Annotated in this window: 20 protein-coding genes; 10 read left to right on the plus strand and 10 right to left on the minus strand. The window is 48.5% G+C overall.

The annotated features are described in order from the left end of the window. Window positions 1-24: 24 nt before the first annotated feature. The gene (ttcA, locus tag HMPREF2608_RS05365) at window positions 25-984 is read right to left on the minus strand and encodes a tRNA 2-thiocytidine(32) synthetase TtcA (protein WP_004519719.1); all 960 of its coding nucleotides are present in this window, start codon (window positions 982-984) and stop codon (window positions 25-27) included. Between the two features lie 128 nt (window positions 985-1,112). Continuing rightward, the gene (locus HMPREF2608_RS05370; RefSeq protein ID WP_004519717.1) at window positions 1,113-1,466 is read right to left on the minus strand and encodes a RidA family protein; all 354 of its coding nucleotides are present in this window, start codon (window positions 1,464-1,466) and stop codon (window positions 1,113-1,115) included. Between the two features lie 99 nt (window positions 1,467-1,565). On the opposite strand from HMPREF2608_RS05370, the gene ybaK reads away from it, so the two are divergent. The 5 genes from ybaK to hemB all read left to right on the plus strand — a co-directional run bounded on the left by ybaK (window position 1,566) and on the right by hemB (window position 5,434). Then, a complete protein-coding gene (gene ybaK, locus HMPREF2608_RS05375) occupies window positions 1,566-2,051 on the plus strand; it encodes a Cys-tRNA(Pro) deacylase (protein WP_004519716.1) in 486 nt (161 codons plus the stop codon). Window positions 2,052-2,066: 15 nt separating this feature from the next. After that, window positions 2,067-2,654: a DnaJ domain-containing protein gene (locus HMPREF2608_RS05380; RefSeq protein ID WP_004519715.1), complete on the plus strand. Its 588-nt coding sequence runs from the start codon at window positions 2,067-2,069 to the stop codon at window positions 2,652-2,654. Between the two features lie 3 nt (window positions 2,655-2,657). Then, window positions 2,658-3,530, plus strand: a complete 873-nt coding sequence (locus HMPREF2608_RS05385; protein WP_070826234.1) for a hypothetical protein — start codon at window positions 2,658-2,660, stop codon at window positions 3,528-3,530. Window positions 3,531-3,689: 159 nt separating this feature from the next. Then, the gene (locus HMPREF2608_RS05390; RefSeq protein ID WP_070608363.1) at window positions 3,690-4,400 is read left to right on the plus strand and encodes a DUF6973 domain-containing protein; all 711 of its coding nucleotides are present in this window, start codon (window positions 3,690-3,692) and stop codon (window positions 4,398-4,400) included. A gap of 32 nt (window positions 4,401-4,432) precedes the next feature. Next, window positions 4,433-5,434 carry a porphobilinogen synthase gene (gene hemB / locus HMPREF2608_RS05395; RefSeq protein ID WP_039863499.1) on the plus strand — a complete coding sequence of 334 codons (1,002 nt, stop codon included), beginning with the start codon at window positions 4,433-4,435 and terminating at the stop codon, window positions 5,432-5,434. Between the two features lie 190 nt (window positions 5,435-5,624). Here hemB and lipA read toward each other — a convergent pair whose 3' ends face one another. The 3 genes from lipA to HMPREF2608_RS05410 form a co-directional block, all read right to left on the minus strand. Beyond that, on the minus strand, window positions 5,625-6,608 hold the full coding sequence (lipA, locus tag HMPREF2608_RS05400) for a lipoyl synthase (RefSeq protein WP_070826235.1): 984 nt from the start codon (window positions 6,606-6,608) through the stop codon (window positions 5,625-5,627). A 129-nt stretch (window positions 6,609-6,737) separates the two neighbouring features. After that, on the minus strand, window positions 6,738-7,340 hold the full coding sequence (gene lipB, locus HMPREF2608_RS05405) for a lipoyl(octanoyl) transferase LipB (RefSeq protein ID WP_070826236.1): 603 nt from the start codon (window positions 7,338-7,340) through the stop codon (window positions 6,738-6,740). Further along, entirely contained in the window at window positions 7,340-7,615 is a 276-nt protein-coding gene (locus tag HMPREF2608_RS05410; protein WP_049328369.1) for an HP0495 family protein, read from the minus strand. The genes lipB and HMPREF2608_RS05410 overlap by 1 nt, the downstream gene beginning before the upstream one ends. Before the next feature lie 213 nt (window positions 7,616-7,828). Between HMPREF2608_RS05410 and lon the strand changes: the two genes are divergently transcribed. From lon to HMPREF2608_RS11060, 5 genes are all read left to right on the plus strand, one after another. Further along, window positions 7,829-10,288, plus strand: coding sequence for an endopeptidase La (lon, locus tag HMPREF2608_RS05415; RefSeq protein WP_070826237.1), 2,460 nt, complete (start codon window positions 7,829-7,831; stop codon window positions 10,286-10,288). A gap of 185 nt (window positions 10,289-10,473) precedes the next feature. Beyond that, complete coding sequence (locus tag HMPREF2608_RS05420; RefSeq protein ID WP_003683413.1) at window positions 10,474-10,743, plus strand: HU family DNA-binding protein; 270 nt, start codon at window positions 10,474-10,476, stop codon at window positions 10,741-10,743. Between the two features lie 349 nt (window positions 10,744-11,092). Continuing rightward, window positions 11,093-11,362: a FeoA family protein gene (locus HMPREF2608_RS05425; RefSeq protein WP_049344802.1), complete on the plus strand. Its 270-nt coding sequence runs from the start codon at window positions 11,093-11,095 to the stop codon at window positions 11,360-11,362. A 27-nt stretch (window positions 11,363-11,389) separates the two neighbouring features. Beyond that, window positions 11,390-13,258 carry a ferrous iron transporter B gene (locus HMPREF2608_RS05430; protein ID WP_070826238.1) on the plus strand — a complete coding sequence of 623 codons (1,869 nt, stop codon included), beginning with the start codon at window positions 11,390-11,392 and terminating at the stop codon, window positions 13,256-13,258. Next, window positions 13,255-13,383 carry a FeoB-associated Cys-rich membrane protein gene (locus HMPREF2608_RS11060; protein WP_084824579.1) on the plus strand — a complete coding sequence of 43 codons (129 nt, stop codon included), beginning with the start codon at window positions 13,255-13,257 and terminating at the stop codon, window positions 13,381-13,383. The genes HMPREF2608_RS05430 and HMPREF2608_RS11060 overlap by 4 nt, the downstream gene beginning before the upstream one ends. Window positions 13,384-13,495: 112 nt before the next feature. On the opposite strand, the gene HMPREF2608_RS05435 is transcribed toward HMPREF2608_RS11060, so the two are convergent. The 5 genes from HMPREF2608_RS05435 to aceF all read right to left on the minus strand — a co-directional run bounded on the left by HMPREF2608_RS05435 (window position 13,496) and on the right by aceF (window position 20,037). Further along, window positions 13,496-14,149: a DUF1287 domain-containing protein gene (locus HMPREF2608_RS05435; protein WP_070826239.1), complete on the minus strand. Its 654-nt coding sequence runs from the start codon at window positions 14,147-14,149 to the stop codon at window positions 13,496-13,498. A 223-nt stretch (window positions 14,150-14,372) separates the two neighbouring features. Beyond that, window positions 14,373-15,749, minus strand: coding sequence for a UDP-N-acetylmuramate:L-alanyl-gamma-D-glutamyl-meso-diaminopimelate ligase (mpl, locus tag HMPREF2608_RS05440; protein ID WP_070826240.1), 1,377 nt, complete (start codon window positions 15,747-15,749; stop codon window positions 14,373-14,375). A 408-nt stretch (window positions 15,750-16,157) separates the two neighbouring features. Continuing rightward, on the minus strand, window positions 16,158-16,496 hold the full coding sequence (locus HMPREF2608_RS05445; RefSeq protein ID WP_003683576.1) for a P-II family nitrogen regulator: 339 nt from the start codon (window positions 16,494-16,496) through the stop codon (window positions 16,158-16,160). Between the two features lie 89 nt (window positions 16,497-16,585). Next, entirely contained in the window at window positions 16,586-18,370 is a 1,785-nt protein-coding gene (lpdA, locus tag HMPREF2608_RS05450) for a dihydrolipoyl dehydrogenase (protein WP_070826241.1), read from the minus strand. Window positions 18,371-18,447: 77 nt separating this feature from the next. Beyond that, a complete protein-coding gene (gene aceF, locus HMPREF2608_RS05455) occupies window positions 18,448-20,037 on the minus strand; it encodes a dihydrolipoyllysine-residue acetyltransferase (protein WP_070826242.1) in 1,590 nt (529 codons plus the stop codon). Window positions 20,038-20,141: the final 104 nt, after the last annotated feature.

Consider the following 20,141-nt stretch of genomic DNA (forward strand, 5'->3'; position numbering starts at 1 on the left):
AGGCCGTCTGAAAATTAAATGGAATTATAAACCGCAGGTTTTGGGTTTGTTTGCCAAAATATTGATGACTTTACGTTCAGCTTTTTGCGGCTCGATTTTGATTTCGCTTTCGTCTTCTTCGCTGCCGTCGGAGAAACGTTCCGGCATTTTTTCGCTGTCAAATGCCAAGTCGCCGCCGTGTTTCAGGCTTTGACCGCGTTCCAAGCCGACAAAGTCGAAAAGTTCGGTATCGGCCAAATGTGATGGAACGACGTTTTGTAGCGCGGAGAACATAGACTCAATACGGCCGGGGAAACGTTTGTCCCAATCGCGCAGCATGTCACCGATGACTTGGCGTTGCAGGTTGGGCTGAGAGCCGCAGAGGTTGCATGGAATAATTGGGAATTGCTTCAGCTCGGCGTATTTGATCAAGTCCTTCTCTTTGACATACGCCAGAGGACGGATGACAATGTGTTCGCCGTTGTCGCTGACTAGTTTGGGAGGCATGGCTTTGAGTTTGCCGCCGTAGAACATATTCAGGAACATAGTGGCAAGAATGTCGTCGCGGTGGTGTCCTAAGGCAATTTTGGTGCAGCCCAATTCTTTTGCGGTGCGGTAGAGGATGCCGCGGCGCAGGCGGCTGCACAGCGAACAAGTCGTTTTGCCTTCGTCCAACACGCGTTTGACGGTGGAATAAGTGTCTTCTTCAACGATTTTATAGGGAACGCCGATGCTTTCGAGATAGGTTGGCAATACTTCTTCGGGGAAGCCCGGCTGCTTTTGGTCGAGATTGACGGCGACCAGTTCGAAATCAATCGGCGCGCTGGCTTGAAGCTGGCGCAGAATGTCTAAAAGGGCGTAGCTGTCTTTGCCGCCTGAGAGGCAGACCATGATTTTGTCGCCCGGTTCGATCATGTTGAAATCGTTAATCGCATCGCCGACAGCGTGGCGCAGGCGTTTGCTGAGTTTGTTGTTTTCTAATTCTTGCTTGGTTTTTTTGGACATGGCTGTTTGTGCTTTGAAATAATAGAAAAATTTAAGGGCGGTATTGTACCGCAAAAGAATAAAGGTCGTCTGAAAAACTGCGCCTGCTTGGTTGAAGCGGCGTTTTCAGACGGCCTGATATTTGTGCTTTATTTGATTTGAAGGGCGGTGATTTTGATTTCAACCTTCCAGTCGGGCGAAGCCAGTTTCGCCTCCACGCAGGCGCGGGCCGGAGCGCGTTCGGGCGCTGTCCATGCGTCCCAGGCTTCATTCATAGCGGCGTAGTCGTTCATATCGGGCAGATAGATGGTGGCTTCTAAAATGTGGGCTTTGTTGGATTGGCATTGGGTGAGCCATGAATCGATTTGCGCCAAAACATTTTCAGTTTGCGCTTTGGCATCGGCTTCAGGATTTTCGGGAACCATGCCGGAGAGGAAAACCAAGCCGTTGGCCACGACGGCTTCCGAATAGCGTTTGCTTGTGCCAAGATAGCGGATGTCCATGTTGTCTCCTGATTTCAAAAAGAAGGTATGGTAACATTGCGACTGTTTACGTTCCACATTTAAGAGGGGCTGTCTGAAAAGGATGGCGGAAAACAACCCATGAGTAAAGCAGAATATCCGGTTACGCAGGCAGTACGCTTTTTACGCAGTAAGAAAATCGATTTTGTCCCTTATGTTTACGCATATGAAGAACATGGTGGTACGGCGCGTTTTGCCGAATGTACGGGCAAGCCCGAGCATCAGGTCATCAAAACGATTGTTTTGCAGGATGAGCATAAAAAAGGTTTGGTTGTTTTAATGCACGGTGACAAACATATTTCCACCCGCAATCTGGCGCGCGAACTGGGTTTGAAACACATCGAACCGGCAACGGCAGATCAGGCGGCGAAATGGACAGGATATTTGGTCGGCGGGACGTCGCCGTTCGGTATGAAAACCGCGTTGCCGGTTTATGTGGAAGAAAGTATTTGGGCTTTGGACGAGATTTTTATCAATGGCGGCAAACGTGGGTTTATCGTAGGCATGAAGCCTGAAAACCTGCGGACGCTTAATCCGCAAGATGTTCATGTTGCAGTGGACGCGTAAAGGAGGGGAATACAGATGGAACAAGTGAATTTATACGAAATCTTGGGTGTATCTCAGGATGCGGATATCAACGTTATCCGCGAAGCTTACGGCAAATTGGTGGCCAATCCGGATATTCAGAAAGATGCGGAGCGTTTCAAAGCCATCGGACAGGCGTTTGAAGTATTGTCTCATCCGGAAAAACGTTTGGCTTATGATGCGGCTATGCAGTACGAGCGTCAGGAAGCCAAAGACAACAGCTTCAATAATACGGCGACAAATGTGGTCAACACGCCCAGCTCTGACGTAAAAAACTATGTTTTTATTGCTTATGTTACATATGCTGTGGGCTTATTGATTTTGTTTACCCCCGTTGTCGGTGTGATTATGGCGTATGTTAAACGCGATGAGGCTCAAGGCAGTATTTACGCCAGTCATATCGATTATTTGATTAAGACATTTTGGGTGTCTTTAGTGGGTACGGTTTTGGGAACTTTTACTACACTGATCTTAATTGGTTGGCTGATTTTATTGGTAACTGCCATTTGGTTTATTTACCGTGTAGTCGTCGGACTGATTAAACTGAATGAAGATAAGCCTGTTTCCAATCAAGGATGGTTTTAAAGCATGGCATATTTATTGGCAAGTATCGTTTGCAGCGTGTTGGTGTCTGTCTTGCTGAAAGTGGCGCGCAAGCAAAAAATCAATATCGAGCAGGCGGTGGCGGTGAATTATATCGTTGCCGTCACTTTGACCATGCTGGTGTTAAAACCCGATTTGAGCAATCCGCAGGTATTTTTACCGACGTGGTGGCTTTTTGCGGCCTTGGGCATATTGCTGCCAAGCGTGTTTGTCATTATGGGCAAATCCGTAGATGCGGCAGGTATCGTCAAATCGGACGCGGCACAACGCTTATCGCTGTTTCTGCCGATTGTCGCTTCATTCACGCTTTTCCATGAGCAGTTGACCGAAGACCGTCTGATTGGTTTGGTATTGGCATTTACGGCACTGTTTTTCTTGCTTTGGAAAAGCGATGGCGGCAAGAAATCCGGCGGCTTCAGCACGCAAGTAATGCTGCTTTTGGGCGTTTGGTGCGGCTACGGCGTCATTGATATTTTGTTCAAACAAGTGGCGAAAAGCGGTACCGCGTTTGCCGGTAATTTGCTGGTGGCGTTTTGTTTGGCCGGCATCTTGATGTTTGGCTACCTGTTTGCCAAAGGAAGCAAATGGACCAAAGAGGGCATAGTGGGCGGTATGATTTTGGGCTGTCTGAACTTTTTGAATATTGTTACCTACATTTCTGCACACCAAATCATGAAGGATAATCCGACATTGGTATTTGCCGGTATGAATATTGGCGTGATTGTATTGGGTACGCTGATTGGTGCGGCAATGTTTAAAGAAAAAATCAGCAGCATTAATGCAGCCGGTATCAGTATTGCTATTTGCTCGATAGCCTGCCTGTTTTACTGGCCGCAGATTCACAGCTTGGTAGGTTAAAAATACTTATGCCGTCTGAAAGTTTTCAGACGGCCTTATTTTTATTATAAAATAGCCATTCATGCGCCGATTTGTCCGTATGGGAATTATTTTGCGCTTACGGGCGTTTCTATGTTAAACAATAAGTTGAACTCACACAATAATATCGATAGTTACATCATGAAACATATTAAAAAACACATTCAATGCGCCGTTCTCGGCATGCTGGTATTGTCCGGCTGTCAATCGTATCAGGAAGATCAAAGCCGCCGCAGTAAAATGGCACAATTTGCGCTTAACCATCCCGTGGCCGCCCAAGTTATCGGGATGGAAGACGAAGGCTTAATCAATATGACCAGTAATGCCACACGTTTTGCCGAGCGTACAGGTTTGGATGACAAAGCAAACGGCGACAGCAGGGGAACACAGGTCAATGCCGTACGCCAAGCATTATGGCAGGCGGCGATTGCTTCTAAATTCGACAGCATTATTGCCGAAAAAGCAGGTAATGCGCGTCTGACGGATATGGAATTGCGTGAAGGTAAAGATGACTACTTCAGCCGCTACCTTGCCGACCAAGCGGTCGATCAGCGCAACAACCGTATCGGCCGCAGTATCGGCAGTGCCAAACCCGATAGCGATATGAAGACGCTGGCGGCAAGCATTTTGTTCTACTACAACAAAGTAGGCTTATGGACGGCTTCCGAAGTGAACAACCGTTGGCGCATCAAACAGGAAAAACTTTCAGACGGCCAGTATGCCGAGGCATTGAAAAATATCGCCAAATTGGATCAAAACGGTATGACCGAACAGGAACGTAATAGTTATAAAACCGGTACGCTTAGCGAAATCAAACGTTCGGTTAAAGCCATACGTCAAGTCGAAGACTGATTTTAAGACTTCATTATTGAAAGGCAATTGTTATGAATTTCCCTCCGCGTTATGTCTCAAACACCCGTATGCGCCGTATGCGTAAAGACGATTTTTCACGTCGTCTGATGCGCGAGCATACTTTGACGGCAGATGATTTAATCTATCCGGTTTTTGTATTGGAAGGTCAGAATCAGGAAGAGGCAGTGCCGTCTATGCCTGGCGTCAAACGCCAAAGTTTGGACAAATTGTTGTTTACCGCTGAAGAGGCGCTGAATCTCGGTATTCCTATGCTGGCTTTGTTTCCCGTGGTAACGCAAAACAAAACCGAGTTTGCGGAGGAGGCTTATAACCCGGAAGGCTTGGTACCGACAGTAGTGCGAACCCTGCGCGAGAAATTCCCAGAGTTGGGTATCATGACCGACGTTGCCTTGGATCCCTACACCATTCACGGCCAAGACGGTTTAACCGATGAAAATGGCTATGTCCTGAACGATGAAACTATTGAAGTTTTGGTAAAACAGGCTTTGTGTCATGCCGATGCGGGCGCACAAGTCATTGCCCCATCAGACATGATGGACGGACGTATTCTTGCCATCCGCGAAGCCTTAGAAGATGCCGGACATATCCATACGCGCATTATGGCGTATTCGGCAAAATATGCTTCAGCGTTCTATGGCCCGTTCCGCGATGCCGTCGGCAGCTCCGGCAATTTGGGTAAGGCAGACAAGAAAACCTACCAAATGGATCCTGCAAACACTAACGAAGCCTTGCACGAAGTAGCATTGGATATTCAAGAGGGCGCAGACATGGTAATGGTAAAACCAGGTCTGCCGTATCTGGATGTCGTCCGCCGAGTTAAAGATGAGTTCGGTGTACCGACTTATGCTTACCAAGTTTCCGGCGAATATGCCATGCTTCAGGCAGCCATTCAAAACGGTTGGCTGGATGGCGAAAAAACCATTTTGGAAAGCTTATTGGCATTCAAACGCGCCGGTGCCGATGGTATTTTGACTTACTATGCGATTGAAGCGGCAAAATTGTTGAAGAAGTAAAATAAAGAAATAAATCAAAAAGCGGCAAACAGTATTTATCTTGTTTAGCCGCTTTTTTGTATTACTTAAGATTGGCTCAATAGGGCCCGACTAAGGTTTATTTTTTGAAAATCTAAAGAGTTTTGCATAAATAAAGGCCGTCTGAAAAACAGTTACCTGATTTTTCAGACGGCCTTATATGATTTAAACCTTAGTGGTGGCTACACCCGCCGTGGGTTTCACGTAATGCTTCGGCTGCTTGTTCGTCTGCATGGTAGCTGGAGCGGACCATTGCACCGATGGCGGCATTAGTAAAGCCCAATTCGTATGCTTCTTTTTCAAAAACTTTAAATTGGTCAGGCGTTACATAGCGTAGGACGGGCAAGTGGCCGTCTGAAGGTTGCAGATATTGGCCGATGGTAATCATCTCGATATTGTTGGCACGCATATCGCGCATGATTTCGCGCACGTCCTCGTCTGTTTCGCCCAAGCCGACCATGATGCCGGACTTGGTCGGGATATGTGGCATCATTTCTTTGTAGCGGCGCAGAAGCTCGAGGGAGTGTTGGTAGTTGGCACCCGGACGGGCTTTTTTATACAGGCTTGGATGGGTTTCCAAGTTATGATTCATCACGTCGGGCGGCGTTTCTGCCAAGATTTCCAATGCGATGTCCAGACGGCCGCGGAAATCGGGAACGAGGATTTCGATTTTGGTATTCGGGCTGGTTTCGCGGATGGCTTTGATGCAGTCGGCGAAGTGTTGGGCGCCGCCATCACGCAGGTCGTCACGGTCGACGGAAGTAATCACGACATAGCGCAGGTTCATGGACTTGACGGATTCGGCCAAGTGTTTAGGCTCATCGGGATCCAGCATATTGGGGCGGCCATGGCCAACGTCGCAGAACGGGCAGCGGCGGGTACAAATATCGCCCATAATCATGAATGTGGCTGTACCCTTGGTAAAGCATTCGCTGATATTTGGACAAGATGCTTCTTCGCACACGGTATGCATTTTTTGTTCGCGAAGAATGTTTTTGATTTCAAAGAATTTTTTGCCCGGTAATTTAGCGCGGATCCATTCGGGCTTTTTCAATTTTTGTTCCAATGGAACAACTTTAATCGGAATACGTGCAGTTTTTTCTGCGCCTTTCAGTTTGATGCCGCGTTTAGGGTCGTTTTTTACTTCTTCACTCATGGTGATGTGTTCTTTCTGTCGTTATGAAGGCCGTCTGAAAAGCTTATCGTAGTCTTTATGACCTAAGGGCTTGTGGGTTCAGAGGGGCAGTTAAAAGATGGCGTTGGGGTTGAATATTTTCAGACGGCCTTATGCCAGCTCTTTTTGTAAATGCTTGGTCAGTTTGTCTGAAACTTCTGCCAAACTGGGTACCGGAGAGACATAGTCGGCAATTTGGGTCATTTCCATACCGGCATAACCGCAGGGGTTGATATGGGTAAACGGACTTAAATCCATGTTCACGTTAAGCGCCAAACCGTGGTAAACGGAGCCGTCTTTAATACGCAGGCCAAGGGAAGCGATTTTACGCTCGCCGACATAAACGCCGGGGCGTTTGGGGTCGGCGGCTGCTTCGATGCCGTATTCTGCCAGGGTGGCGATAATGCTGTTTTCAAGTGCGGTAACGATATGGCGGACGCTGGTTTTACGGCGTTTGAAATTGATCATCGTATAGACGACCAATTGACCTGGGCCGTGATAAGTAATTTGACCGCCTCTGTCAATTTGGACAACGGGAATATCGTCGCGGATGAGGAGGTGTTCAGGTTTTCCGGCCAAGCCCTGGGTAAATACGGGCGGATGTTCGACCACCCATAATTCGTCTTCGGTGTTTTCGTCACGCGAGGCATTGAATGCCTTCATGGCTTCGAAAGTCGGCAGGTAATCGACCAAGCCTTTGTGCACGATTTTCATTACAGCACCACTTTTACCAATTCGTGTGAAGTCAGGTCGCGGTAGATATTGTCGAGCTGCTCTTGGTTGTCGACATTTACTTTGACAGTTGCGCTGGTGTAGTTGCCTTTGCTGCTTGGGCGCGTAGTAATGTGGTGCGGCTCGGTATCGGGAGCGTGTTTACGCACGGTTTCCAAGATGGCGGATTCAAATTCCGGATGAACCGCGCCCATGACTTTTACAGGAAAGGTGCAAGGGAATTCAATTAATGATTTTTTTTCAGTTGAGTCTGTCATGGTTTACTACCTTGTTTGGTTAGCCAGGGCCGTCTGAAAAGTTTTCAGACGGCCCGAAATCCGATATATTTTATCGTAAACGTCCATATCGGGCTATTAAAAATGATGTTTTCGAAAATAGGTGCGGATAAGCTGTTTTCAAGTCTTGAAATGGAGCGCTTCAGCCCAATTTTGAGCTACATTCTGATTTAACAATGATTGAGATTATTAACTATGCCGACAAAAGACAAATATTTCGAGGAATACAGTGCGCTGGCTACTTTGCCTTTACGCGATGTCGTGGTGTATCCGCATATGGTATTGCCGCTGTTCGTCGGTCGTCCTAAATCGATTGCGGCCCTTGAGGCGGCAATGGCCAATGATGATCCGGTTTTCCTGTTGGCCCAGCTTGACCCTAATACAGAAGACCCTAAAGCTGAAGACTTGCACCAGACCGGTACGGTTGCCCAAGTTTTGCAGGTTTTGAAGCTGCCTGACGGTACCGTTAAAGTATTGGTAGAAGGTATCCGTCGTGCGCGCGCGTTGACGGTTGACGAAACAGGCGGATTATTTTTGTCCCATGTTGAGGCGATTGATGAAAACAGCGACAAGGACAATCCCGAAATTGAAGCCTTGCGCCGTACCTTGCTGACTCAATTCGAGCAATATGCGAAATTGAACAAAAAAATCCCTGCCGAAGTCATCAGTACCATCAGCAGTATCGATGACAACAGCCGTCTTGCCGATACGATTGCCGCGCATTTGCAGCTGAAATTGGAGCAGCGTCAATATGTGCTGGAGACCGCCGGCATTGTTGAGCGTTTGGAATTTCTGCTGGCGCAGTTGGAAGCCGAACTCGACATCATGCAGGTTGAGAAGCGTATTCGTGGCCGTGTAAAACGTCAAATGGAAAAATCCCAACGCGAGTATTACTTGAATGAGCAAGTCAAAGCGATTCAGAAAGAGTTGGGCGAAGAAGACGAGCGCGGCGAGCTGGATGCGCTGGAAAACAAAATCAAAGAAGCAGGCATGAGCAAAGAGGCTGAAGAAAAATGTCTGTCTGAATTGAAAAAACTGAAAATGATGCCACCGATGTCTGCGGAATCTACCGTCGTGCGCAACTATATCGATACTTTGCTTGAGCTGCCGTGGAAGAAAAAATCCCGTGTCAGCAAAGATATTGCCAAGGCTGATTTGATTTTGAATGCCGACCATTATGGTTTGGAAAAAGTCAAAGAGCGCATTTTGGAATATTTGGCCGTTCAAAAACGTATGGACAAGCTCAAAGGCCCGATTTTGTGTCTGGTTGGTCCTCCGGGGGTGGGTAAAACTTCCTTGGGTGAGTCGATTGCCAAAGCGACAGGCCGCCAGTATGTGCGTATGGCCTTGGGCGGCGTGCGTGACGAAAGCGAAATCCGCGGCCACCGCCGTACCTATATCGGCTCTATGCCGGGCAAAATCCTGCAAAACATGGCGAAAGCGGGTGTGAAAAATCCATTGTTCCTTCTTGATGAAATCGACAAGATGGGCAGCGATTTCCGTGGCGATCCGGCCAGTGCTTTGCTTGAGGTGCTGGATCCTGAGCAAAACAACAAGTTTGCCGACCACTATGCCGAAGTCGATTATGATTTGAGCGATGTGATGTTTATTGCCACTTCAAACAGCTTGAATATCCCGACTCCGCTGCTTGACCGTATGGAAATCATCCGTCTGTCCGGTTATACGGAAGATGAAAAAATCAATATCGCCATGCAATACCTTGTGCCGAAACAAATGAAGCGCAATGGTGTAAAAGAGGGTGAATTGGTGGTTGATGAAAGTGCGGTGCGCGATATTATCCGTTACTACACCCGCGAGGCCGGTGTCCGCTCGTTGGATCGTGAAATTGCCAAAATCTGCCGCAAAGTAGTGATGCAGGTTACCTTGAATGAGGACAAGAAAAAAGCGTCCAAATCCAAAACAGTAAGCAAGGCTAAGCCTAAAGCGATTAAAGTTACTGAGAAAAATCTGCATGACTATCTGGGCGTACGCCGTTTCGACTATGGTGTGGCAGAAAGCGAAAACCGCATCGGTCAGGTAACCGGTCTGGCTTGGACGGAAGTCGGTGGCGAGTTGTTGACTGTTGAGGCGGTTGCCTTGCCGGGCAAAGGTACGATTCAATGCACCGGCCAACTGGGCGATGTGATGAAAGAATCGGTATCTGCCGCATGGTCGGTTGTCCGCTCCCGTGCTGAAGCAGTGGGTCTGGCTCCTGATTTTTACGAGAAGAAAGACATTCACATCCATGTGCCTGAAGGTGCGACGCCAAAAGACGGTCCGAGCGCAGGTATCGCCATGACTTTGGCGATGGTTTCTGCCTTCACCAAAATTCCGGTGCGTGCAGACGTGGCGATGACCGGCGAAATCACTTTGCGTGGTGAAGTTTTGCCTATCGGCGGTTTGAAGGAAAAACTACTGGCTGCTTTGCGCGGCGGGATCAAGCATGTATTGATTCCAAAAGACAACGTCAAAGATTTGGAAGAAATCCCTGAAAATGTCAAAACCGGTCTGACCATTCATCCGGTCAAATGGATTGATGAAGTGTTGGCTTTGGGCTTGGAAACTCAGCCTGAGCAATGGGCGGCTGAATTGGCGGTTGCCGAGACCCCGCAAACTTCTAAGGCGAAGTCAAGAACAAAAGCAACCAAGCATTAAGTAGGCCGTCTGATGTTGCAAAAAATGTGGTTTTGCCCTGAATGCCACAAAAATAGGGCAATTCCACATCTTTTACTTGACATGATAATTTCAGAATTGCTATAAAGTGCGTATGTGCTTTAAAAGTGCTTAAGCCCCGAGTATTCGGGCATTTCATCATTTTTTACGATAGGAAGGGACTAATTGTGAACAAGTCTGAATTGATCGAAGCAATTGCTCAAGAAGCCGGCATTTCCAAATCTGCTGCGCAAAAAGCTTTGGATGCTACTACTAATGCCGTAACCAACGCGTTGAAAAACGGCGACACTGTTACTCTGGTCGGTTTCGGTACTTTCTACGTCGGCGAACGCGCCGAACGTCAAGGCCGCAACCCTAAAACTGGCGAGCCTTTGACTATTGCTGCCGCTAAAACTCCTAAATTCCGTGCCGGTAAAGCATTGAAAGACGCTCTGTAATTTAGAGTCTTTCCCTGAATGGGAATAAAAAACCGATTTGATTCGGTTTTTTATTTTGAAGGCCGTCTGAAAGTTTTCAGACGGCCTTTAGTTTATTGAGTGTATAAAAAGGCTGAAATCCTAATGATAAAAGGATTTCAGCCTTTTTAGTTTATCTTGTTACATTTGATTTTTACATTAATAAGATATATCATTAGCAAAGAAAATAACAATACTTAAAACAAACCGCACTTATTGAAAGAAGTAGCGAATAGCCACTCATAACCAACCTTTCAAATGTGCACACATTCGTCATACTTCTCACATTTCTAATAATCTGATTTTTTAAAACAAATGAAAAGAGAGGCTTATGTCTACCATTCCTTTGTCGCGCCTGAAAAAAGGCGCAGTCGTACATATTGATTCCATCGTTTCCAATCCTGTTTTTGGTGATTTGGATACCTTGGTAACCCGTCGCCTTGCAGATTTGGGTTTTTCCAGCGGAATGCCGTTGCAAGTGATTGCAGTGGGTGGTTTTGGGAGAGGCCCGTTTGCGGTACGTTTGGGTAACCAATCTCAATTTTCCCTACGTTTGGAAGAGGCCGGGAAGATTATGTGTCGTATCGTTGAGGCCGTTTAAGGCCGTCTGAAAGAATAAGGAAAAATGATGGAACTAAGCTATTTTGCCTTGATTGGCGCGCCAAACTGCGGCAAAACCGTTTTGTTCAACGGTTTGACCGGCTCACATGCCAAGGTTGCCAATTATCCGGGCGTAACTGTCGATAAGCGCGAGGGCGCCTTCCTCGACGACGAGGCCGTCCGCATTATCGACCTGCCGGGCACATACAGCCTACGCACGACCAGCCCCGACGAAGCGGTGGCGAAAGATGTAATGGTAGGCAAGATGGGCATTCCGCCCGATGCCATTATTGCCGTTGCCGACGCGACCAACCTGCGTATGACCCTGCGCATGATTTTGGAACTGAAAACGCTGGGGCTGCCTATGGTGGTGTCGCTGAATTTGAGCGACGTGGCCCGCAAAAGGGGCTTGAATATCGACGCGGCCAAACTGAGCGAGTTGTTGGATGCACCTGTTTTGGAAACAGTTGCAGTAAGCGCGTCGGGCGTACAGGCTGTACGCGAAGCCGTGGCGAAGCTGCCGCGCAAACGCTCTTTCCCCGCAAACCCCGCCTCTGCCGAACGCACGCTCGATGCGCTGGATAGCGACAAACTTTATCAAGAAGTCGAATCGATTTTGGCACAAGTGGTACGCACCCAGATGACGCTGCCCGCATGGCACAAAAAACTCGACGACATCGTGCTGCACCCCGTCTGGGGCATGATTATGCTGCTGGTCATCCTGTTTATGGTGTTCCAAGCGGTTTACACATGGGCGGCGCCGATTATGGACGCCATCGAAGGCGGCTTTACCGCGCTGGGCGAATGGATAGGCGCCAACATGGAGCCGGGCATCCTCAGCGACTTGCTCGTCAACGGCGTCATTGCCGGTTTGGGCAGCGTGTTGGTGTTCCTGCCTCAGATTACGATTTTGTTCGCCTTCATCCTGCTTTTAGAAGACTCCGGCTACCTGCCGCGCGCAGCGTTCTTGTTGGACAACCTCATGGCAAAAAGCGGTCTGTCAGGACGCTCGTTTATCCCGCTTCTGTCGAGTTTCGCCTGTGCCGTTCCCGCCGTGATGTCGGCGCGTACGATTAATGACCCGCGCGAACGTCTTGTTACCATCGCGGTTGCGCCGTTGCTGACTTGTTCCGCACGTTTGCCAGTGTATGCGCTGATTATCGCCGCCGTCATTCCTGACCGTACAGTGGGTGGGATTTTCAACCTGCAAGGCCTGACATTGTTTATTCTTTATATCGTAGGCATTCTGTCGGCCGCATTGGCAGCGTATATCATGAAACGCTTGGCGCGGATGAAAGGCAATGTGCAACAATTCCCACTTTTGATGGAATTGCCGACTTTCCGTACGCCTAACTTCAAACACATCATGACCAGCTTGTGGGATAGGGTAAAAGCCTTCCTGAAACGCGCGGGTACCATCATTTTTGCGTTGGCCGTGGTTCTGTGGGGCTTGGTAAGCTGGCCGCAACCGCCTGAAGGCGCAACCGGTGCCGCCATCGATTACAGCTTGGCAGGTACGCTTGGTCATGCTATTCAGCCGTTTTTTGCACCTTTAGGCTTTACTTGGGAAATGTGTATCGCCATGATTCCGGGTATTGCCGCGCGCGAAGTGGTCGTTGCCGCTTTGGGTACTGTTTACGCCGTCAGCGCATCGTCTGAAGATGCAGTACAAAACGCACTGATTCCTATCATACACAACAACTGGGGCCTGCCTACTGCCTTTGCCTTCTTGGCTTGGTATGTGTATGCTCCGATGTGTGCCGCGACTTTGGCCGTGATTAAACGCGAAACCAAATCCACGAAAAATATGCTTATGATTACAGGCTATTTGTTCCTGATGGCTTATTTTGCCGCATTCGTGGTTTACCAAATTTCTTCAAGGATACTATCGTCATGACTCAATATATTATCGTCGGCTTGATTATGCTCGCCTGCATATTCTTCCTCTTGCGAAAATTCGTGTTCAAACCGAAAAAACGCGACTGCAGCAGCGGCTGCGGCAAATGCGGTGGTTGCGGTTAAATAAAGAGGGTTAGGTAATAAAAGGCCGTCTGGAACTGTTTCAGACGGCCTTTTTTATTGCTCTATGGCTTTTCAGATGCAAAACTAGGTATTTAGAGCTTAGCACCAGGATTTATTGAACGGGAAGCCTGAAATGTCCAGTGATGGTGTAGCGGTAGAGAATATCGTCTTCACGGGCTCCTGAACCGATATTATGGATAATCAGTGGACTGTCGCCGATTTTTCGATCGGAGACGATGCCGATATGGGGACGGTTGCCTTTCAGTTCCCAAGTTACAATATCGCCAGCTTGATAGTTTGTATCTTGAACTGCCCAGCCTTGACGCGTGAAATAAGTCATTAGGTTAGGGACGCGGCGGTGATCAATATTGGTATCAGGTTGTTTCAAACTCCAGCGTTTCGGATAGACGGAAAAGTTGCGGCTCATGTCTTGATGAACAAGCTCTTGCAAATCTATATTTTGGTCACGTAAGGCTCGGATGATCACGTCTGTGCAAACGCCTTTTTCCATCGGTACATCGCCCATCGGATAAGTGAGCTTCGTGTAAGCCGGATCGTAACGAAGGGTTTTGCCAATTTGGTTGCGCGCAGATTGTACGATTTGCGGTGATGGTCCTTCGGGTTCGGTAATCTCTTGTTGAAAGAAATCGGTAGTAATACTTGAGATAGAGTTGTGATGACGGGCAAAAAATACAGCTGTTGTAATCAGAAGGATGGAAAGCGCAATACTGAGAACTATGAGTTTAAAGGTAGTTTTGTGTTTCATGATATATGCACGGCTTAGATGTTGTTTGCATTATTATCAGATTTTTGGGTGGATTGGCAATGCATAATGGAAAAATGGTCTTGATCAAGTATGTATGGGCTAATAATGGATGAGTGCTATTTGGGTATTATTAAAACGTTTTTTCGTAAATATAGATTTTAATTAGCACATGATAAAAGGCCGTCTGAAAACTTTTCGGACGGCCTTGGTTATTGGAGAAGGCTTATTTCAAGGCTTCTAACAGCTTCCCGTGTATTCCACCGAAACCACCGTTGCTCATGACCAAAATATGGTCGCCTGCTTCGGCATTTTTCACGATTTCGACAACAAAGGCATCGAAGTCTTTGCCGACGTGCAGTTTGCTGTCTAAAGGCGCGAGGGCTTCGGTGACGTTCCAGTCCACGCCGCCGGCGTAGCAGAACACTTGGTCTGCACCTTTGAGGCTTACGGGCAGGGCGGCTTTCATGGTGCCGAGTTTCATGGTGTTGGAACGAGGCTCGAGGACGGCGAGGATGCGTGCGTTACCGACGCGCTGGCGCAGACCTTCGATAGTGGTTTCGATGGCGGTCGGGTGGTGGGCAAAGTCGTCGTAAACAGTGATGCCGTTTACTGTACCTTTGATTTCCATACGGCGTTTGACGTTTTTAAATGCACTCAAAGCTTCGCAGGCCGTCTGAATATCGACTCCGGCATGACGTGCAGCAGAGATAACGGCGAGTGCGTTCATGCGGTTGTGTTCGCCCATCAGTTCCCAAGCGACGTGTCCGACCGTTTCGCCGTGATGGCGTACGTCAAACGAGCCGTCGGCATGGACGGTACCAACCTGCCAGCCTTGTTCGGTACCGAATTTTTCTACTGGCGTCCAGCAGCCTTTGTCCAAAGTATCTTGCAGGCTTTGCTGCTGGCCGTTGCAGACGATGAGGCCTTCAGACGGCACGGTGCGTACTAAATGATGGAATTGGGTTTGAATGGCGCCTAAATCGGCAAAAATGTCGGCATGGTCGAATTCCAGATTGTTCAAAATGGCGGTACGCGGACGGTAGTGTACGAATTTGGAGCGTTTGTCGAAAAAGGCAGTATCGTATTCATCGGCTTCGATAACGAAAAACGGCGATTTGCTGTTCGGATCTTGGCGCGGCGTTTGCGGCAGACGGGCGGAAACGCTGAAGTTTTCCGGTACGCCGCCGATGAGGAAGCCCGGCGCGAGTCCGGCATATTCCAAGACCCATGCGAGCATGGAGGCTGTGGTCGTTTTGCCGTGTGTCCCGGCTACACCGAGTACCCAGTGCTGGTGCAATACGTTTTCAGCAAGCCATTGCGGGCCGGAAGTATAAGGCAGGCCTTTATTCAAAATGGCTTCAATCACATCCATGCCGCGTTTGGCAACATTACCAATAACGTAAATATCAGCTTTAAATTCGTCCAATTGAGCAGCATCAAAACCTTCGTGTACGTCAATGCCCAAGGCTTCGAGCTGGGTGCTCATCGGCGGATACATCTTTGCGTCGCAACCGCTGACTTTAAAACCTGCTTCTTTGGCAATAGCCGCTACGCCGCCCATAAATGTGCCGCCGATACCGATAATGTGGATGTGTTTCATGATAAGACTGTCTTTGGATAAATTAATTTTAAAGCCGTCATTATAACGGAGTTTGGATAAAGAAAGGGGTCGTCTGAAAAGTAATGCGGCAATAAGAATAGGAAAAAATGCGAAGAATTGATTTTAAAAGGAGGGCGTTGAGGTTTTTAAGTATGGGATTGGGTAATTTATTTTTTGGAAAGAGTTATTTGATACGGTAAAGTCATTCATGAAGGCCAAGGGAAGCATTGCCTTGAATTCCTCCATACTTGATAGCGTGAGGTTTTCGGTAACCGGTTTATTTGGATAGACTTTAGAAAATGGATGGTTGTTGTTATTAAAATAATGCCGTCTGAGAAATAAGTCTTGATTAAAACAAGTCATGACTTTTTTCAGACGGCATTTGTATTCTGTGTTGTGCGATTTCTATTAAAGCGCTGCTTCCGAGCGTTCACCGGTACGGATACGGATAGCTTCTTCAACCGGATAAATAAAGATTTTACCGTCACCGATTTTGCCGGAATGCGCGGTTTCCAAGATGGCATCAACAGCTTGATCGACTTTATCGTCAGCTAATACCAATTCGATTTTCACTTTAGGCAGGAAATCAACTGCGTATTCTGCGCCACGATAAATTTCCGTATGGCCTTTTTGGCGGCCGAAACCTTTGACTTCGCTGACAGTCATGCCGGTAATGCCGATTTCAGTCAGGATTTCGCGTACATCGTCGAGTTTGAAAGGTTTGATAATAGCTTCGATTTTTTTCATATTGAATCTCCTTATTTGCGAAAAGGCCGTCTGAAACATTCAGACGGCCTTTGTTCCATCAAGTTCGTTCAAATTTTATTTGAGTGAACTTATTTCTTTTTCTGAGCAGGCAGGTCGGTACATACGCCCAATGCCACTTCCGCAGCCATACCGATGGATTCGCCCAGGGTTGGGTGTGGGTGGATGGTTTTACCGATATCGGCTGCATCACAGCCCATTTCAATCGCCAAGCAGACTTCGCCAATCATATCGCCGCCGTTAGGGCCAACGATACCGCCACCGATGATGCGGCCGGTTTCAGCATCAAAAATCAGCTTAGTGAAACCATTGTCGCAACCGTTGGCAATCGCACGGCCGGAAGCAGCCCATGGGAAGTTGGCTTTGGTGATTTTGCGGCCGGAAGCTTTGGCTGACAATTCGGTTTCGCCAACCCATGCCACTTCAGGAGAAGTGTAAGCAACGCCCGGAATAACGCGTGCGTCGAAGTAGGCTTTGTGGCCGGCACAGTTTTCAGCGGCAACGTGGCCTTCGTGAACGGCTTTGTGCGCCAGCATAGGCTGACCGACGATGTCGCCGATGGCGTAGATGTGCGGCACATTGGTACGCATTTGTTTATCGACTTCGATGAAGCCGCGGTCAGTCACAGCAACACCGGCTTTCTCAGCGCTGATGAGTTTGCCGTTAGGCGCACGACCGGCGGCAACCAATACGGCATCGTAACGTTGTGGTTCTTTAGGCGCATTTGCACCTTCGAAGGTAACGTAAATGCCGTCTTCTTTAGGATCGACAGCAACAGTTTTGGTGTTGATCATGATGTTGTCAAAACGGTATTCGTTTTGTTTTTGCCATACTTTAACCAAGTCGCGGTCTGCGCCTTGCATCAGGCCGTCCATCATTTCAACAACATCCAGGCGAGAACCCAGAGTGCTGTAAACTGTACCCATTTCGAGACCGATAATACCGCCGCCGATGATCAACAGTTTGCCCGGTACTTCTTTCAGAGCCAAAGCGCCGCTGGAATCGATGATGCGTGGATCTTCAGGAATGAAAGGCAGTTTGGTTACGCGGCTACCTGCTGCAATGATACAGTTTTTGAAGGCAACGATTTTTTTCTCGCCAGTAGGAGTCGCTTGCTCGTACACGTCGCTGGTCGTCAGCGAAACTTCCAAGTGGTGTGGATCCAAGAATTGGCCGTCACCTTGGATAATGTCTACTTTGCGGCCTTTCGCCATACCGGCCAAACCGGTAGTCAAGCGGGAAACCACGCCGTCTTTGTAGCCGCGTAGCATGTCGATATCGAGTTCAGGCTCAGGGTATTTGATACCGTTGGCAGCCAAGTGGCGTACTTCATCGATAACGGCAGCATTGTGCAACAGAGCTTTTGAAGGGATACAGCCGACGTTCAAGCAAACGCCACCCAAAGTTTTGTAACGTTCAACGATGGCAACTTTCAAGCCTTCGTCAGCAGCGGCAAATGCAGCAGAATAACCGCCAGGGCCACCACCCAATACAACTACGTCGTATTCGGCATCGGCAGAGCCACCGAATTGAGCAGCTTGAGGGGCAGGAGCGGCTGCTTTAGGTGCTTCTTGTGCAGGAGCAGCAGGCGCTTCGGCTTTAGGAGCGGCAGCCACACCTTCGGCTTCAACGACTGCAATCAAGCCGCCTTCGGAGATTTTATCGCCGACTTTAACTTTAACTTCTTTAACGACACCTGCAACTTCGGCAGGTACGTCCATAGTGGCTTTATCGGTTTCCAAAGTAATCAGGGTATCGTCCACAGCAATGGTATCGCCCACATTTACTTCAACCGCAATAATATCTACATTTTCGTGACCGCCAATGTCGGGCACTTTCAATTCAACTAAGCTCATGTCTAATCTTTCTGAATGATGTTCGGACTTCTTTTTTCAGACGGCCTGAGTAAAAAGGCCGTCTGAAAATGCTCGGATTACAGAGTAATGCGGCGGAAGTCTTTCAACAGGTTAGCCAGGAATACGGTGAAGCGCATACCGGCGGCACCGTCGATGACGCGGTGGTCGAAGGACAGGCTCAATGGGCACATCAGGCGAGGAGCGAATTCTTTGCCGTTCCAAACCGGTTTGATTTGGGATTTGCACACGCCCAAGATAGCAACTTCAGGAGCATTCACGATCGGCGTGAAGCCTGTGCCGCCGATACCGCCCAAGCTGGAAATGGTAAAGCATGCACCTTGCATTTCTTGTGGTTTGAGCTTGCCTTCGCGGGCTTTTTTAGACAATTCGGTCAGCTCTTGGCTGATTTGTTTCAAGCCTTTTTGATCCACGTCTTTGATTACTGGAACTACCAAGCCGTTTGGCGTGTCTGCTGCGAAACCGATGTTGAAGTAGTTTTTCAGCACCAGGTTGTCGCCATCCAGAGAAGCGTTGAATTCAGGGAAGGCTTTCAGCGCAGCAACAGAGGCTTTAATGATGAAGGCCAATGGGGACAGTTTCACGCCTTCGCGTTCCCATTCTTTGTTCAGTTGTTTGCGGAATTCTTCCAATTCGGTCATATCTGCTTCCTCGTGTACGGTAACGTGAGGAATCACAACCCAGTTGCGAGACAGGTTTTGACCGGAGATTTTCTTAATGCGAGACAGTTCTTTAACTTCGACGCTGCCGAATTTAGAGAAGTCAACTTTAGGCCATGGCAACAAGTCCAGACCACCGCCCAAAGAAGCAGCGGCAGGTTTGCCTGCACCGCTTTGCATAACGGATTTAACGAAGGCTTTAACGTCTTCGCCCATGATACGGCCTTTCAGACCGGTACCTTTGACTTGACCCAAATCTACGCCCAATTCACGCGCCAGTTTACGTGCGGAAGGACCTGCATGCGCTTTTGCAAATGCAGCTTCGTCGATTTTGGCAGCAGCAGGAGCAGCTGGCGCAGGCGCGGCGGCTGGTGCAGCAGGAGCCGGAACGGCAGCTTGAGCGGCAGGAGCAGGGGCTGCTGCGGCAGAGCCGGCAGTTTCTACTTCGATAATGGCGGAGCCTTCGGATACTTTGTCGCCAACTTTCAGGAATACGGCTTTAACCACACCGGCTTCGGTACATGGTACGTCCATAGTGGCTTTGTCGGTTTCCAAAGTAATCAGGGTGTCATCAACGGCAACAGTGTCGCCAACTTTAATTTCAACGGCAATAACGTCTACATCTGTATGACCGCCAATATCCGGTACAACGACTTTTACAGTTGCACCGCCTGCAGGGGCTGCGGCAGGAGAGGCAGCGGGAGCTGCAGGAGCTTCAGCTGCAGGAGCCGGGGCTGCATCGGCAGCGGCGGCATCGGTTTCAACGGTCAGAATAACGCCGCCTTCAGAGATTTTATCGCCCACTTTAACTTTAACTTCTTTCACGACACCGGCTGCATCGGCAGGTACGTCCATAGTGGCTTTGTCGGTTTCTAAAGTAATCAGGGTGTCGTCAACGGCAATGGTGTCGCCTGCTTTAACTTCTACAGCGATGATGTCGACGTTTTCATGACCGCCGATATCAGGGACTTTGATTTCTACGATACTCATTTGAGTTCCTTTAATATTTTCAGTTTGATGCCGTCTGAAAACTGTTTCACACGGCATCGGTACAGTTTGTCTGTTCAAACCATTCAAGCATTTAGTTTTCAGAC

The sequence above is a fragment of the Neisseria sp. HMSC064D07 genome (assembly GCF_001837185.1).
Taxonomy (GTDB): Bacteria; Pseudomonadota; Gammaproteobacteria; order Burkholderiales; family Neisseriaceae; genus Neisseria; species Neisseria flavescens_C.